The sequence below is a fragment of the Nostoc sp. genome (assembly GCF_036917095.1).
GTDB lineage: Bacteria > Cyanobacteriota > Cyanobacteriia > Cyanobacteriales > Nostocaceae > Nostoc.
This window is the reverse complement of record NZ_JBALFH010000014.1, coordinates 19,740-36,272: the sequence shown is the minus strand read 5'-3', so window position 1 is coordinate 36,272 and position 16,533 is coordinate 19,740. Positions and strand designations below refer to the sequence as shown.

Sequence of the window (16,533 nt, the reverse complement as noted above, 5' to 3'; positions counted from 1 at the left end):
GCTACATAACAAATTCCCTCTTTGTTCTTTTAATCAAGGGAAAGAGGGAATTTGATTAGACTTCTTGCATAAATCAAAAAAAGAACCCCACCCCGCCTTTGACTTACGTCAAAGTCTCCCCTCTCCGCACGCGGGGAGGGGCTGGGGGTGGGGTGTTAGGGAACTTTTGCAAGAGGTCTATTGTTTTCATATTTCTAATCAATAAATTTGAAACTAATTTTTTGTCTTTTTAACGATTAATACTTCCCACTATGAGAAATCCAGCTATGGTTCAACAAGTTGTTCGCTTATCCCCACAGAAAACATTAGATGATTTAAGGGCGATCGCTGCCAATGCTAGCTTTATCTGGGAACGTCTTGATGAAAGCAGATTTGCAGTCGATCGAGTCAACGAACAAGAAATTAACCGTCGTAGACATCGCTGGTGCGAAGTTGCAGCAGAAGGTAAGTTGGATACGTTGCACAAACGCTTACAGTGGGAAGGGCTAGACCTCGATACTGTTAGTTCCAAATTGGGAACCATCGAGTTACTTGCCGATCGACCTTTGCCTGAGTGGGCAGAAACCTTGCAGCAAATCATCCAAACCGCTACAGGATTCAATTCTGCAACCGAAGTATTTCTACCAATCGATTCACAAAATCCGATCGCCTTTGAAGATATCCTTTTGCCTGCTATCTTGGTAGCCAGACAGCAATTACTGACTCGCTGCGGCAGTCAATTCACCCAAGAATGTCTTCCCTTATCGATTCTTTCCCACAACGCTTACAGTTCTCTAGAACGCGGTCTACTGCAACGATTAGCAGGAATTTGCACTAAGACATTAGATTTTGAATTTTCTCAGGTGCGTCCCTTTGGTCAAAACTTGCTCGGCTTACTAGGACTGGAAACAGAAAACAATAACACTCACTACACCAAGTTCGTCAAGCAACTCCTAGAAGATGGAATGCTGACCTTCTTCCAGAAGTATCCAGTTCTCGGTCGGTTAGTGGCAACAGCAGTCAATTTTTGGGTTGAGTTCACTGCTGAATTTCTCGAACGTTTAGTTGCAGATAAGACAGATATTCAACGAACTTTTGATGAAGCGATCGCCCCATTTTCTCAAAACAAAGTTGTTGAAATTAAAACATCCCTTTCCGACCCGCATAAACGCGGACAAACGGTGATTTTGCTCACCTTTGAGTCTGGACTGAAACTTGTTTATAAACCCAAAGATTTAGGACTAGAAGTTGTCTTTAACCAATTTTTGGATTGGTGCAATCAACACAGCAATCTTTTAGATTTTAAAGTCATTCAAGTACTTGAACGCAACGGTTATGGTTGGGTAGAACATGTTGAACAGTTGCCTTGTGTTGATGAAGCAGCTGCGAAACGATTCTATCAGCGTTCTGGGATGTTGTTGTGTGTACTTTACGCCCTCAGAGCCACAGATTGCCATTACGAAAACTTAATTGCCAATGGCGAACATCTGGTGCTGATTGACATGGAAACGCTGCTGCACCACGAACCGAATCTCATTGAAGACTCACCACTTACCCAAGATTTAGAAACAACCGCCACACAACAATTTTGGGATTCCGTACTCCGCACCGGACTTTTACCGCGTTGGGACTTTAGTGGCGATCGCAGTGTCGCTTATGATATTAGCGGCCTAGGCAGCACAGATCCCCGGCTATCTCCCCGTAAAGTGCCGCGTTGGCAGAACATTAATACAGATAATATGCACCTGTTGTCTGAACCTGTAACCTTGCCGATTGGGAAAAATGTGCCGTTCTTGGGTGAAACGGCTCTGTCTCCAAACGATTATCAACTAGAAATCACCACTGGGTTTGAGCAGATGTATCGCTTTTTGATGGCACACAAAGATTTCTTACTTTCACGCCAAAGTTTGCTATCTGCTATGCAAAATCAGCAGGTGCGCTTTATCTTCCGCAACACCCGCATCTATGGCATCATCCTCCAAAAAGCTTTAGCACCCGATTACCTCAAACATGGGGTAGATTACAGCATTCAACTCGATGTTCTCAGCCGTGCTTTTCTAGTTGCTCAAAATAGACCGAACGCCTTTCCTGTTTTGAGCGCAGAACTTCGAGCGATGGAACAATTAGATATTCCCTTCTTCACGGCTAGCGCGGTGGTTGATGAACTGAGTTTAAACGGTTCTTCTTCCATTCCCAACTACTTCAAGCAATCCAGTTATCAAGATTTGCTAAACCAGTTACAATCTCTAGATGAAACCGACTTAGCTCGACAAGTAGCGATTATTCAAGGCTCTTTCGATGCCAAGATTGCAACCACCTCCAGCCGCCAAGGTGGGCAATGGCAAGGCGAATCGTTACCGTTGCTGAGTTCAGAACAATTGATTGCTGAAGCCAAGGAAATCGCCACTCAACTGGAAACCAGAGCCATTTCTGACTCTGATGGCAGCGTTAACTGGATTGGCTTAGACTTTGTGCCTCGCGCCGAACGATATCAACTGCAAGTATTGAACAATTGTCTCTCTGACGGACGCTCTGGAGTTGCTTTGTTTTTAGCTGCACTCAGTCAAGTAACTGGTGATTCCCGTTACCGCGATTTAGCATTTAGAACAGTACAATCTCTGCGTCGCCAAATCCACACCATCGATCCCGAAACTTGGGAACGCATGGCTCGTTTCATGGGCGTTGGGGGTGCAACAGGTTTAGGGTCAACGATCTATAGCCTGGTGAAAATTAGTCAATTCCTCAACGATGCAACGCTGTTGTCAGACGCTCAAGTATTAGCCAATTTGATGACACCAGAACTAATTGCTGCCGACGAACACTTGGATATTATGAGCGGAGCAGCTGGGGCAATTTTAGGTTTATTGTCCCTGCATCAAGCCACAGGAGAAGCAACCGTTTTAGAAAAAGCGATCGCCTGTGGACAACATTTAATCAACCGTCAAGTTAGCTACAATGGTGCGCCCAAAGCTTGGCATACTTATTGGGACAAGCCCTTAACTGGCTTCTCTCATGGAGCCGCAGGTATCTCCTATGCCTTACTCAGACTTTATGCCGCCACCTTGGAGGGCAAGTACTTAGAAGCAGGTTTAGCAGGAATTGAGTATGAGCGTAGCGTCTTTTGCCAGTCCACCGCCAACTGGCCCGACTTCCGCAGAATGGGACAACCAGGACAACCTGACTTTGCAAATAAGTGGTGTCATGGTGCAGCCGGCATTGGTTTGGGACGCTTAGGCAGTTTGAGAATCGTGGAAACGCCGGAAATTCAACAAGAAATTGAAATTGCTCTCCAAACTACTCAGAATTTTGGCTTACAGGCGATCGATCACTTATGCTGTGGTAACTTTGGTAGGGCGGAAGTGCTGTTAGTCGGTGCAAAAATCTGTTCCCGTCCTGATTGGCATCAAATTGCTCGCCAGAATGCAACAAATGTTGTGGCTAGAGCCAAGCGAACTGGAGCTTATCAACTGTTCCCCAACTTACCCAATTCTGTATTTAATCCTGGCTTTTTACCCGGTATATCTGGAATTGGTTATCAATTGCTGCGTCTGGCTAACAATAACTTGCCTTCAATATTATTGTGGGATTGAGCTTGTTATTGGCATCCTGAGTGCCAAGTGATATGCAAAAATCGTTTTGGCCACTCATACCCTATTACCTCACTAGACGTTAATAGGGTATGTTACAGGTTAAGACTAATTCCAATACGGTTGAGTTAAGGATAGTTGAAAACGTTAATTCAGTACTTTCTGTTCGTTGTGCCTACCTCAACGGAACACTCGCTATTTGATGTTTTCGCCAACGAGGGATGCTCCCGTTTTGTCTATGTAGCTGTGACTTCGGGTCGCTTATTTTTGGTATTTCCTTCATAGCTTTGGCTAAAAATTATTTTATACAGCAATTACATCCAAGCAAGCTGGAACGAGATTAAGTTGGAAACACGACAAAGAATTCGTTAACCGACAATTTATTTTATTTTTACCTTTGATTAAAGTCTGCTTAAACTCCTGATTATAAAATAGGTTGAATCCAATTACTTGGAGACTTATTTGTTTTTCTTAAATAGGTAAAAATTACTGGTTTTGCTCGCTGTCTTAATCAGTGATAAATACTATTTTGGAAAGTAATTTAGGAAAAACTATTTCTAGACCTTTATTAGGTGTGCATTGTTTACAGCAGTTTATGATGAGGAAAATCAGATGAAATTAGTTCCACAATTAGTACTTGCTGCTGCTAGTCTTAGTTTAGGTTTTGTTGCTGTAGATGCAAAATCTGTATCTGCTGCAATTATTAATTACGCTTTCACCGTTGATAGTCCGCTATCTAAGGGTAATGGCTTTTTTAGCTTTGATGACTCAACTTTCAGCAATGAAGTTATTCCCGTAGCCACCATTAATTCCTTCTCTTTCCAATTTGACGGTGACTCTAACGTTTACACTAAACAAGATGATAGCAATTACCCAAATTTTCCTCTTGTCTTTTCGACTACATCTTTAACAGGACAAACATCTTTTGCATTAGATTATCTGTTCAACGACAAATTTAATCCTTCTAGTTCTATCAGTTACGAAATTATTGGTGAGGATTTTACAATTTTCTCTAGAACTTCTCCAGATGCTGCACCTATATCAGGGAAAGTTTCGTATACACAAGTACCTGAACCTACACCTTTAGTTGGCGCTCTCTTTGCTTGTGGTTTTGGCTGGATAATGAACAGAAAGGTAGCGTCAATGAAAATAAAATCTAACCTTGGTTAAGTTGATGTTAACGATTCCTTTGCCAAAGATTAATTTCTTATTAGTAGGATTTTATATGGCAAAACAACATCTAACACATGGATACTAAGCGAAAATTTGGGAATTAAAACCTGATTTTGGTAAGGGAATTAGTTAGGAAGTTTGCCTGCGATTACCCTGCTTTCTTCGTGTTAGCTGTTGCTGTACTTTAACTTACGTGTTAGTCGGGAGTAGAAAATGGTAGATTACCAGAATTTTGAGCAGTTCCTGCACAATCGAATGAAACGACGCAATTTAATTATTGGGGCAGGAGCATTATCTGGTTTAGCGATCGCTAACCAATTTTCTCATCAAAGAGCGATCGCCACAAGCAGATTTTCCAATTATCCTTTTACCTTGGGTGTCGCATCGGGCGATCCCGATTCCACCAGTGTAGTGATTTGGACTCGTCTCGCGCCTGAACCCTTAGAGGGGGGTGGAATGCCACCTGTGAATGTGCCAATTCGCTGGGAAGTAGCAACTGATTCTGATATGAGGCGCATTGTATCTAGAGGTACGGTACTTGCAACCCCAGAATTAGCTCACTCAGTGCGAGTTGTAGTAGAAGGATTGCAATCTGATACTTGGTACTGGTATCGGTTCCTTGTCGGTCAAGATGCTAGCCCTATTGGTCGCACTCGGACAGCACCTTTAGCAAATAGCTATTTGAACAAATTGAACTTTGCCCTTGTTTCTTGCCAACACTATGAGCAGGGGTACTATACTGCTTACAAATATTTAGCTCAAGACGACCTCGATCTAGTAGTGCATGTTGGCGATTACATCTACGAAGGAGGAATCTCAAACAATCGCCCCAGAAAGCACAATAGTACAGAAATTTTGACTTTAGAAGATTACCGCAACCGTCACGCCCTTTATAAAACCGATACCAATCTGCAAGCAGCCCATGCAGCATTTCCTTGGATTGTTACCTGGGATGACCACGAAGTAGAAAACAACTACGCCAACGATATTTCAGAAATTGATACTGAACCAGATCAGGATCGGGCAACCTTCCTCCAACGGCGGGCTGTTGCTTATCAGGCTTACTACGAACACATGCCACTGCGCCCCTTTTCGCGTCCCGTTGGCCCCGATATGCAACTTTACCGTCGGCTTTCCTTTGGTAACTTAGCCACCTTCCATGTCTTAGATACCCGTCAATATCGCACCGATCAGCCCTGTGGTGATGGTACTAAACAACGTCCTTGTGGAGAAGATCCCAATGGAACCATTACTGGTAAGCGTCAGGAAGATTGGCTATATGATGGTTTAGATCGCTCACAGGCTAAGTGGAACGTTTTGGCACAGCAAGTTATAGTTGCTCAGATAGACACAAAAGCAGGGCCTGGCGAAACCTACAGTATGGATAAGTGGGATGGTTATGTGGCTTCGCGCGATCGCCTCATGCGTTTCTTAGAACAGCGTAAACCATCTAATCCAGTAGTCTTAACAGGCGATATCCATTCCAACTGGGCAATAAATTTAAAGGCTGACTTTAATAACCCAGAATCTGCTACGGTGGGCAGTGAATTCGTCTGTACCTCAATAACCTCTGGTGGAGATGGGGCAGATACTAGCCCAAATGTTCAAGCTTACTTACCTGAAAACCCACACATTAAGTTCTTCAACGGTCAACGGGGGTATGTTCGCTGTGGGCTGACTCCTACAACTTGGAAGACAGACTATTTGGTTTTGTCAAACGTCACAACCCCAAATGGCACGATTAGTAAACGGGCTTCATTTGTGGTTGAAGATGGTAATCCAGGAATACAACAAGGTTAATGGTTTAATTCCCAGGTAACACAACCAGACAATCATAGATAGAAACAGGTAAATCATTAGTGTTTATCAAGGAAGGCAGGAGGAAAACTGCCCGACGCTCAATACGGTTCGGATAAGGTTTTTTGATGACACGCCGCTAATCGTAAAGTAAAGACGCGATAAATCGCCGTCTCTACAAAGGACTGATTCGGCGATTTATTGCGTCTCTTGCCTTAACCGAACCGTATTGGCCCGACGCTGGCGGACTCGCTCATAGCGTTGCTAATGCCGTGCCACTTCCCTACGGGACGCTACGCGAACGTGGAAGCAAGCTACGCGCAGCGTCTCGTAGAGAAGGGGATTCAGACCCGTTCTAAGAGGAACCTACTGCCTCCTTCAATCTTCGGAAGTCTCTAAGGAGTCTATTCCTGAGAGGATGGCTAAATTGCCGCCAATGTAACCCATTGCTAAAGGCGATTGACCCTTTAATAACAACAGAATCTGATTAAGTATTTGTGGAAGAGTTGCACCATACAAGTGCCAGAGCTTTTTCCAAAGTTGAGTTAAAATGCGATCGCCTGCAATATCGTCAGTACCCGGTCGTAGCAACCAATGGGTTCGCAATATCTGAAAATGACGAATATCATGACTCTGCACAACTCGATCGATCTCTTGAGCGGTATGTTCTACCAATTCATCTGTAACCACTTTCATTACTAGGGGTTGCAATGTAAATGAGGGTTCATAATCGCTGACCCATTTTTCTAAAAGCGATCGCCTTTCTAAGGCTACAATGCCCTCTAAAACCATTGCTGGGTCAACAGATATCAGCAGATGGGTTTGTAATCGAGAGAATGAGACAGGTTCTTGCCAAATAGCCAACCAGTAGAGAATATCTTGCTCTAAGCCGGAAAGTTGCTCAAATTGCTGTTTGAGAATTACACGCAAGCGATCGCCTACAATTAAAGTATGCTGACTCAAAAAAGCAGCAACATTCCCCCCAAATACAGACTGAATCAAGGGTGTTACCAGTTTCAGCGCCAAGGGATTACCGCGATAAAGCTGAATTAATACTGATAAGCCTAGTTCTTTGCCTGTAAATCCCCTTGATTGCAATAATTCTACAGCCTCTATTTTTTGCAAGCCTTTGAGATTTAAACAGCGAGATATTTTGGGATTAATTTCGATATTCTTTGGTTGTTCGCGGCTGCTAATCAGAATACAACTTTGATGCCGTTCTCGACTTAATTGTTGGATAAATTGACCATAGCTGAGGTTTTCTGAGTGCGAGAAAATAGCTTCTAATCCATCCAATATCAACAGACAGTGACGTTTTTGTAACTGCTGTATAAGTTGTGCCGTACCTTGTTGAATATTCTGCACAACGCGTTGCTCAAATGAGTTTAGTAGGCTATTAAGTAGGGAAATGAGAGATGGGGAAGTTTGCAGAGACTTCCAAATTAAACAATCAAATTTTGACTGAATGCGGTCTACTAAAGCCAGTGCTAGGGCGGTTTTACCAATACCAGCAATACCATTAATGGTGACTAATTTACAGTTTTGGCTGGTGAGCCATTCTTCTAATTGTGCCAATTCCTGATTTCGTCCATAGAAGCTTTCGACATCGGGTGCTTCATTGCAATCTAAGTAAGGTGTGGGGATAACTACAGTATATTCTAAGTCTGCATTGGATAATTCTGCGATCGCTTCCCAGTTGACAATACCAACAGCTTGACAGATAGCGATGAAGATTTCTCGCTGAATGCGATCGCCTTGCCAAAATCGGCGTAAAGTAGCTCTAGAGGTATGGGCATCTTGCCACCAACGCGCGGTGCTAGTTTTTGTCCAACCTAGACGTTGACGGGATTTGTCTACAATTGCTAGTCCTGCTGTTGATGCTTTCAGCGAGTTTGACATAACATCTATGGCTTAGATTCCAACTTCTTAGATAAATCGGGAATCTGGGAATGATTTTCAAACAATTCTAATAAACCAATTGTACCCACAAAAAAAGTATAAATCCCATATTGGATTGGCTGATGGTTTTTCGCAGGTGCATAACAAGCGGCAATTATTGCTTCAACGAAATGAGCCGACAATGCCAAGTGAGCTATTATCAAAACTGGATTTAAGATACTAGGTAGATGATTGTTAGTTGTTAATGCTTGAATATTCCATAGTTCTAAGCCTATTGCAGTTGCGATCGCTACTATTGATATTATTTTTATAACTGGAAATAGGTTTCCTTTTATGTAGGTTAAATTTATTTTATTTACCACTATCTTGTTTTAATTTGTCCAATTTTAAAAAGCTACAATTTCTGTTGTTTGTTTATTATTGCCGATTCTTCAATTTCTCACCTGGCAAAACTTTAGGTTGTACTTTGACATCAGTATTAGAGTAATCAAGATATTGAATTGCAAATATACGAAGTTCCACGATCTCTAAAAAATAGGGCTTCAGCCAATCTTCTGCATATACTTTTTGCCTCATATAATCAGAATATGTTTCTTTCATATATGATGAATTTTTACTGTTTGTAGCAGCTACTATACCACTAGAAAAATCTTTAATTTTTTCTAATTTATAGATTAAATTATGATCGCCTTTGCCACCATATTTTAGCAAAAGATTCTCACATTCTTTGTATATTCTTGTCAAGGCTGAGATAAAAAACTCTTCCCAAGATAGTCTATCTCCTGAATTTGAGACACAATTCGATATTTCTTCCAATTTCTTATTCACAAAAATATCAACTATAGAGTTGATAGAAGCCTCGTCATAACTCATTGTTATGGTGCAGATACTACTATTAACTACCTTTTCTGCAAGATCATCACCTAACTCACCAGAAAGGAAATAATTGAGAAAAAATCCAAGATAGTTAACTGACTCACAAAATTTTTCAGCTATAATAACATTGACTAATTCGATATTTTTACTAACATTCTCTGATTTATCGATTATATCTATAAGAGCCGATTTAAAAGTTCCCACTAACTGCTTTTTAACTTTTTCTTTACTATTGCTATCGCTATCGTTTTGATAATAATAAGTACACATTCGTCTATTGCGAATGTCAAATGGTAAATCTTCGACGCGTCCCTGTGCAGTATTCAAAACACAAATTACTCTGTCCCAACCAAGATTGTGAGATGCATAGCCTAATTCGATCAATACATTAGGATTTGGTGTGAGTCTTGTGGAGCGTTTAGTGAACCATCTAATTAATTTATCTATCATAGATGGATACTTATTGATTATGCTAACATCACATATAAATATTTGGCTGTGTGATATCTTATCAAAAATTGAAGCAGCAATATCTGGAGAACCAGACAGTGCAGATGTAGCAGTATCTACACGCATCTCAATTCGTATATCTTCACTTCCTTTCTTAAGAGATTCGATAGCTTTTTTTAAAGTAGATTCGATAAAGTTGCGGTTTGAAGAGGATGGTAAGTCGGATTGCCAAGAATAAAAGATATTAATCATGCTATAAGTTTTGTTCTTACTGGCTTAAAGAACCAATATACTAACAAATCAATAGTATATTAGCATCAGGCTTTATTTTTGGTAAATATACTGAGGCTTAAGTTGTTGTTAGACGGAACTTATGGTTTGAAGTTTTTTCAACAATAAAATAGTAATTTTATATTACAACCATGATAGTAGTACATTTCCTAGTCAAATATCGATTTTCGCCCTAATCTAGCACTAAACCCATCACTGAGCCAATAACTGAGCATAAAACTGAGCATATTTCCCAGAAAAACGCACCTACGCTAGAGACAGCAAACAAAAGCGTCAGGTAAAGATTATGACTCAAACCCTAGAACAGCAACCCACTGGCTTATATCTGCAAAACTCCAGCCAACAGATTGCCTTTCCCCTCAAACACACCGAAGTAAAAGCCAAAATCGCTGGTAATATCTCACGGGTGGAAGTTACCCAAAGCTTTGAAAATCCCTTTACCACAACCCTAGAAGCCGTTTATATTTTCCCCTTACCCGATGAAGCCGCCGTTGATGATATGCTGATTCGCATAGGCGATCGCACAATTCAAGGCAGCATTAAAAAACGTCAAGAAGCTGTAGCTATCTACGAACAAGCCAGAAAACAAGGACAGACAGCCGGACTCCTCGAACAAGAACGAGACAATATTTTCACCCAATCCCTGGCAAACATCAAACCAGGCGAACAAATTGATGTGATTATTCGCTACAGCGACAGCCTAAAATTTGAGGGGGGAAATTACGAATTTGTCTTCCCAATGGTTGTTGGCCCCCGTTACATTCCTGGAATCACCATCGCAGAAGATGCAGTCGGGGGTGGTTCAGCTATTGCACCCATGACTCAAAATCAAGATACCGATTTAGTTCCAGATGCTTCCCGCTTAAATGCTCCCATTTTGCCAGCAGGAATGCGCTCAAGTCATGATATTAATGTCACCATAGAAATTAATGCTAGCGTTGAGATTCAGGATATTAACTCACCCTCTCACCAAATCCAAATCATCCGTGAAGGACAGTTGGTAAATGTCAAATTAGGAGGTGGAGACACCATACCCAACAAAGACCTAATTTTACGCTATCAAGTTGCCAGTAATAACATCCAAACAACCACGCTGACTCAAGCTGATGAACGGGGTGGACACTTCGCGTTATACCTGATTCCCGCCTTTGAGTATCGTCCTGATGAGATTGTCGCCAAAGATATGGTGTTTCTCATCGACTCCTCCGGTTCTCAAAGTGGCGAACCACTGATGCAATGTCAGGAATTGATGCGTCGTTTTATCAATGGACTCAATCCCGACGATACCTTTAGCATTATTGATTTTTCCGATACCACACAGCAACTCTCACCCGTTCCTCTCCCCAATACTTCTGCAAATCGGTTATTAGCAATTAACTATATCAATCGCTTAAACGCTGGCGGTGGAACAGAGATGTTAGGCGGTATTCGCACCGTCTTAAATTTAAAAGCCACAAATCCGGGACGCTTGCGAAATATTGTTTTACTAACTGATGGTTATATCGGCAACGAAAACCAAATTTTAGCAGAAGTTAAACAGCGTCTCCAGCCAGGAACCCGCCTTCATAGCTTTGGTGCAGGTAGTTCGGTGAATCGTTTCTTACTCAATCGGATTGCAGAATTAGGACGGGGTATTGCTCGGATTATTCGTCACGATGAACCTGTAGATGAGGTGGTAGAAAAATTTTTCCGCCAAATCAATAATCCTGTCCTCGCCAACATTCAATTGCAATGGGAGGGTGATGGAGAATCTCCAATCATGTATCCCTCGACACCACCAGATTTATTTGCAGAGCAACCTTTAGTGCTATTTGGACGCAAACCAGACGCGCATTCTGGAAAGTTGCACGTTACTGGCATTGCTGCGGGTGGTAGGCGTTATCAGCACAGTTTTCACCTGAATTTTCCCCAAACAGGTAATCCTGCAATCGCTCAACTTTGGGGACGTTCCCGCATCAAGGATTTAATGAATCAAATGGTGAGTGGAGACACAAAAAAAGGTGTGGAAGCAGTGACAGATACGGCTCTGACTTATCAACTGTTATCGCAATATACCGCTTTTGTTGCCGTCAGCGATGATATCAGAGTCAATCCCAACCAAGATTATATATCTGTGCAAGTACCTATAGAAATACCTGAAGCAATCAGCCATGAAGGTATTTTTAGTAACCTAAGTTTTGGTGCTGCTCCTGGGGGTGGAATGGTAAGCAGTCGCCAGCAGGCGAAGAAACAATCTGCACCACCCTTGCCATCTCCAATGTCTGTATTACCACCACCATCCCCAATGTCTGCACCAGCAAAACCGATACAACGGTTTGAAGAAATGGAGTCATTAGCGATGGAATTCGATATTCCAGCATCAGAGCCAGAAATCGGATTTGCAGATGATGATGGCTTTAGTAATCTTGATAGCCTGTTATCAGTTCCCGAAAGAGCAATGCCACAATTGGAAGATTTAAAAGTTTTACGCAAAGAAGAATCTTCTGTGCCTCGTTTACAGGTTGTCAGCCTGACGGGATTGAATCAGGAAATGATTTCTCTGCTGACTCAATACTTGCAATCAATTCAACTCCCTAGAGGTTTTGGTGGTGATTTGGTATTTGAATTCCAACTTAGCCAGGGACGGGTGAGACAGTTGCTACTGGATGAGCAGGCTTCATCCCTGAAGGAACAGACAGTGATTGAATTAATGAGGCGATCGCTTTTAGCTTGGCTACCCTCCCAGTCCCTCACCAGTACTGTGCTGTTAACACTTCGGATTCAACCGTAATCGCTCCTTTATCAATATAGTGCAAAGCGATCGCCTGCGGTAGACTGTTGGCGATCGCTCTTTTGGTATAGGTTTTAAAATGCCTTTTCGTACCGTATCGAAGATATATATTGCGTTTGGTAGCGTCAACCTAACTTATAACATTAGCGATCGCACTTACAGGCGCCATATTTTTCTCAGGTTTTCCAAACAATCTTCTTGTCGCTGCTTGATAACTGCTGGAGTCCATTCAGATTGTTGTAAAACTTGGGTTGTCAGCACAAAAGGAGAAATACCCTTTTTGCTAATAAAATACTTTTCTTGCTTTTTATCAAAATCGTAGTTTTGCGCCTCAGCATTCTTGTTTCGAGAGAGTAACGCCAAATTACCTATGCGATATCAAATGTGGCAACTGCGAGGCAGTATCCGGTAAATATTGCACAGATGACGCAGACAAATGATGCAACTCTTGCTGCTGCTGAACTTGCATATAAACAAGGAAAGCAACTATATGAGCAAGGAACAGCAGAATCTTTGCTACAGGCGATCGCAAAATTTGAACAAGCACTTTCACTATATCGGAAGGTGGGCGATACCTACAGTGGGCAAAGCCTACGCTCATCAGAAGCTTTCACCGTTGCTCACCTTGGCAAAATCTACTCAGATTTAGGGCAACAGCAAAAAGCACTTTCTTAATGGCATTCTCAACAGCAAGCATCATTGCGGGCAGTCCAGATAGAAATATGCCACACCTTATTATTGGGCAGCTTTTACACTACAAGGTGAATGGAAATGAAAGAATGTCGAGCAGATTTTTCTTTAGCTTTTCTTTATTCACTCAATGTTGCATTTTTTTAAACATCTGTTACATTACTTTACAGACAGTTACAACTGCTACAAAACTTGAACTTTGGAGTTTTACTCATGACAGGTTTTAAGAATCCTGCGCCTATTGTTTCAGAAGATCCTAATGCTGTGCGTTTTGGCTTCACTCCTCAGAGTGAAAATTGGAACGGTCGTCTTGCGATGATTGGTTTTCTATCTGCCATTTTGATTGAAGCTTTTTCTGGTCAAGGCTTACTCCATTTCTGGGGCATCCTCTAAATTAATGCTAGGAGGGGCGCACGGCTGTGCGCCCCTTAACTCTCAGCCTACGCAAGTAATTCGTTTCTAAGCGATGGCGGTTGTTGGGATTGGTGCAAAATATCAGATTTTTCCGGTTAAGCCAAAATATAAGTGAATAATTACTTTACATTGAATATGTATAGCTAAAACTCATGGAAATACCCCAACGCGTATCAGTCCGCTACAAAGACGCGTCCTTCAACAGTAATGAAATCCGTTTGAGAACTTTTCGGCTTGGGTTACAAATATGGGAAGAACAAACCAAACCTAGAAAAACAGAGCTTTATCAGTTTATATCGTCTTGCTTGAAACAAGTTGACCGTCAAGATCGTTTTATGTTTTCTCTACTGTTCATAGAATTAACAGACCTCATACGCAATTCTTCGCTGGAAAGGGGAACGAAAGAGGTTCTAATTAAAACAGCTTTTAGGGAGTTTGCTTGTGCGATAACAGACTTTGAAGACGTTGCCAAATAAAGTTGGTCATGGGGGTGCTGGTATTGCGTAGCTGTAGCCCAAACCAGGCATCGCCCTTAAGTCAGCTAACCTAATCGAGTAGGATATCTATAACAGCAGTTTTTTTGCATTAAGCACAAAGCTACGGATTTGGAGGCAAGAGGTAGAAACTCTTTATATCTGATGCGTGAGTCCTGCATTTTGTACTTCACTTACTTGCAAACTGCTGTAATGTAAACAGCTTTCCAATCAGATTAGTTTTTTTGCTAAATGCGCGGATGGGTAGGTGTTGAGGAGGGGATGGCTACAAAAATGCCTGAATTGCCTTATATGCAAGAGTTTGAGAGCGCTAGCATTTCTAAACCATCCGCGCACCTTATGGGGACTAGTTTTCAGCCATTTGCCTCTAGCCAAATTACAACTCCTCATGTTATGATTTCTGCATTCGCGCAACCGAACCTTGAAAATCAAATAAGGCAAGGCTTTCAGAAGCCAGCGATTGCAATTACTTAAAATCCCTATTAGGGATTGAAACGAGTCTTACAAGTAATTCCCTTGATTCATTCGTGAATTGCAATTACTTAAAATCCCTATTAGGGATTGAAACACGACAAAAAACGAAATAGGTTTTACTGCCACCCAATTGCAATTACTTAAAATCCCTATTAGGGATTGAAACACTTTATCACTGCCAAGGTTGCCATTTTGTAGATTGCAATTACTTAAAATCCCTATTAGGGATTGAAACTGCATCCTTCGCAACTTTCTCTTGCAGGCGCGATCATTGCAATTACTTAAAATCCCTATTAGGGATTGAAACAACTGCGACGGGCGCGTGATGTCCATCACCGTAAAACCCAAAAAAAATAACCTCTCAATACGGTTCGGATAAGGTTTTTTGATGACACGCCGCTAATCGCAAAGCAAAGACGCGATAAATCGCCGTCTCTACAAAGGACTGATTCTTGTAAAGACGGCGATTTATCGCGTCTCTTGCCTTAAGCGAACTGTATTGAATAACCTCTAATATAGCAATCCGGCTTGAGTTTTACTAAGCATACTGAGGGGATAACGCATTTTAAGTAAAATTTCAACCATTATTCGATTTAAAAAATAAAGTATAAATCTTAGTACTAGTGACAAAAGTACCTATTTAAACATGACTTTTTTCACAGGCGTGTGCCTGATTATTTCGATTAGATTGAGGCTATACAAATCCAGTAATGCAAGGCAAGTTACAAAGATATATGAACCGCTTTAAATCTTTTCTTCTTGGAAGCTTATTAACTGCTGCTTCAATTGCTGCTCTTTCTCCAAATGCTAATGCCGCTGAATTTAAATCTGAGCACGATCGCTTTAATCGTAATACTGTAACTTTTAATAACAGTAAAGTCTCACACGAACGTCAAGTCCGGGAACAACGCGCTCGTGAATTGCGTGAACGTCAAGCCCGCGAACGACATGCTCGTGAATTGCGCGAACGTCAAGCCCGCGAACGACATGCTCGTGAATTGCGCGAACGTCAAGCTCGCTTTAATCACTAAGAAAATAAATTCTAGATGATATTACTTTTAGGATAGTAGCAATACTCTCCTTTTTTATTGACATAAATATGCTCAAAGCAATACCGTTATTACTATTTTCATCAAGCTATTAAACATATTTATAAAATCAGATTTTCGCCTAATTTAATACTTCAAGAGTCTAAATTCAAGTTTCAGTATTGCTTATTTGCTTGATGGAAACCGTTGTATCTAATGCTGCTGACATCGCAAAGAAAATTTGCATTTTATCTTATCTTAAAATTAGCTTTTAATACAGTTTGCTAGAATATACTATAGTTTTTATTTTTTCTTTTTGAAGAGGTCTAACATGGTTATGCGTCTTCCAATAGTTGCTGCTACCTTCATGGTTGCCAGCGTTACTATCGGTACACTTTTGGGCGTTGCCGCTCCCGCTTCAGCCCAAGAGATAATCAGTTGTTCAAGCCAGAATAATCAGAGGAATACTTGTTCAATACCTACAAGAGGTAGAGTGAGGCTTGTTAGGCAATTATCTAACGCCAGTTGTAGAGGAAATTGGGGCTATAGGAGAAATCGTATTTGGGTGAGAAATGGTTGCCGAGCCGAGTTCTCTGTTGGCGATCGCAGAA

12 protein-coding genes, 1 pseudogene and 1 CRISPR repeat array are annotated in these 16,533 nt (G+C 41.5%); of the genes and pseudogenes, 9 read left to right on the top strand and 4 right to left on the bottom strand.

Going from position 1 to position 16,533, the window contains the following annotated elements; translation table 11 throughout:
- Positions 1-266 precede the first annotated feature (266 nt).
- The 3 genes from V7L01_RS03035 (at position 267) to V7L01_RS03025 (ending at position 6,539) form a co-directional block, all read left to right on the top strand.
- Positions 267-3,569 carry a type 2 lanthipeptide synthetase LanM family protein gene (locus tag V7L01_RS03035; protein WP_335031794.1) on the top strand — a complete coding sequence of 1,101 codons (3,303 nt, stop codon included), beginning with the start codon at positions 267-269 and terminating at the stop codon, positions 3,567-3,569.
- Positions 3,570-4,178: 609 nt separating this feature from the next.
- Positions 4,179-4,736: a PEP-CTERM sorting domain-containing protein gene (locus tag V7L01_RS03030; protein WP_335031792.1), complete on the top strand. Its 558-nt coding sequence runs from the start codon at positions 4,179-4,181 to the stop codon at positions 4,734-4,736.
- Between the two features lie 216 nt (positions 4,737-4,952).
- The gene (locus V7L01_RS03025) at positions 4,953-6,539 is read left to right on the top strand and encodes an alkaline phosphatase D family protein (RefSeq protein WP_335031790.1); all 1,587 of its coding nucleotides are present in this window, start codon (positions 4,953-4,955) and stop codon (positions 6,537-6,539) included.
- Between the two features lie 375 nt (positions 6,540-6,914).
- Here V7L01_RS03025 and V7L01_RS03020 read toward each other — a convergent pair whose 3' ends face one another.
- The 3 genes from V7L01_RS03020 to V7L01_RS03010 form a co-directional block, all read right to left on the bottom strand.
- Positions 6,915-8,435, bottom strand: coding sequence for an NB-ARC domain-containing protein (locus tag V7L01_RS03020; protein WP_335031788.1), 1,521 nt, complete (start codon positions 8,433-8,435; stop codon positions 6,915-6,917).
- A 5-nt stretch (positions 8,436-8,440) separates the two neighbouring features.
- Positions 8,441-8,785, bottom strand: a complete 345-nt coding sequence (locus V7L01_RS03015) for a hypothetical protein (protein ID WP_335032168.1) — start codon at positions 8,783-8,785, stop codon at positions 8,441-8,443.
- A gap of 67 nt (positions 8,786-8,852) precedes the next feature.
- A complete protein-coding gene (locus V7L01_RS03010) occupies positions 8,853-10,013 on the bottom strand; it encodes a hypothetical protein (RefSeq protein WP_335031786.1) in 1,161 nt (386 codons plus the stop codon).
- 325 nt (positions 10,014-10,338) lie between these two features.
- Between V7L01_RS03010 and V7L01_RS03005 the strand changes: the two genes are divergently transcribed.
- Complete coding sequence (locus V7L01_RS03005) at positions 10,339-12,822, top strand: VIT domain-containing protein (protein WP_335031784.1); 2,484 nt, start codon at positions 10,339-10,341, stop codon at positions 12,820-12,822.
- A 156-nt stretch (positions 12,823-12,978) separates the two neighbouring features.
- Here V7L01_RS03005 and V7L01_RS03000 read toward each other — a convergent pair whose 3' ends face one another.
- Entirely contained in the window at positions 12,979-13,185 is a 207-nt protein-coding gene (locus V7L01_RS03000; protein ID WP_442936931.1) for a GmrSD restriction endonuclease domain-containing protein, read from the bottom strand.
- 21 nt (positions 13,186-13,206) lie between these two features.
- Between V7L01_RS03000 and V7L01_RS02995 the strand changes: the two genes are divergently transcribed.
- The 5 genes and pseudogenes from V7L01_RS02995 to V7L01_RS35305 all read left to right on the top strand — a co-directional run.
- Entirely contained in the window at positions 13,207-13,497 is a 291-nt protein-coding gene (locus tag V7L01_RS02995; protein ID WP_335031782.1) for a hypothetical protein, read from the top strand.
- A gap of 228 nt (positions 13,498-13,725) precedes the next feature.
- The gene (locus V7L01_RS02990) at positions 13,726-13,905 is read left to right on the top strand and encodes a chlorophyll a/b-binding protein (RefSeq protein ID WP_012407782.1); all 180 of its coding nucleotides are present in this window, start codon (positions 13,726-13,728) and stop codon (positions 13,903-13,905) included.
- 173 nt (positions 13,906-14,078) lie between these two features.
- Positions 14,079-14,402, top strand: a complete 324-nt coding sequence (locus V7L01_RS02985) for a hypothetical protein (protein WP_094328612.1) — start codon at positions 14,079-14,081, stop codon at positions 14,400-14,402.
- A gap of 477 nt (positions 14,403-14,879) precedes the next feature.
- A CRISPR array of direct repeats spans positions 14,880-15,201; the repeat unit is 37 nt; unit sequence ATTGCAATTACTTAAAATCCCTATTAGGGATTGAAAC.
- Between the two features lie 403 nt (positions 15,202-15,604).
- Positions 15,605-15,925: a hypothetical protein gene (locus V7L01_RS02980; RefSeq protein ID WP_335031780.1), complete on the top strand. Its 321-nt coding sequence runs from the start codon at positions 15,605-15,607 to the stop codon at positions 15,923-15,925.
- 328 nt (positions 15,926-16,253) lie between these two features.
- Positions 16,254-16,475 (top strand): annotated as a pseudogene (locus V7L01_RS35305) (DUF3011 domain-containing protein); the annotation flags it as partial.
- Between the last annotated feature and the right edge of the window lie 58 nt (positions 16,476-16,533).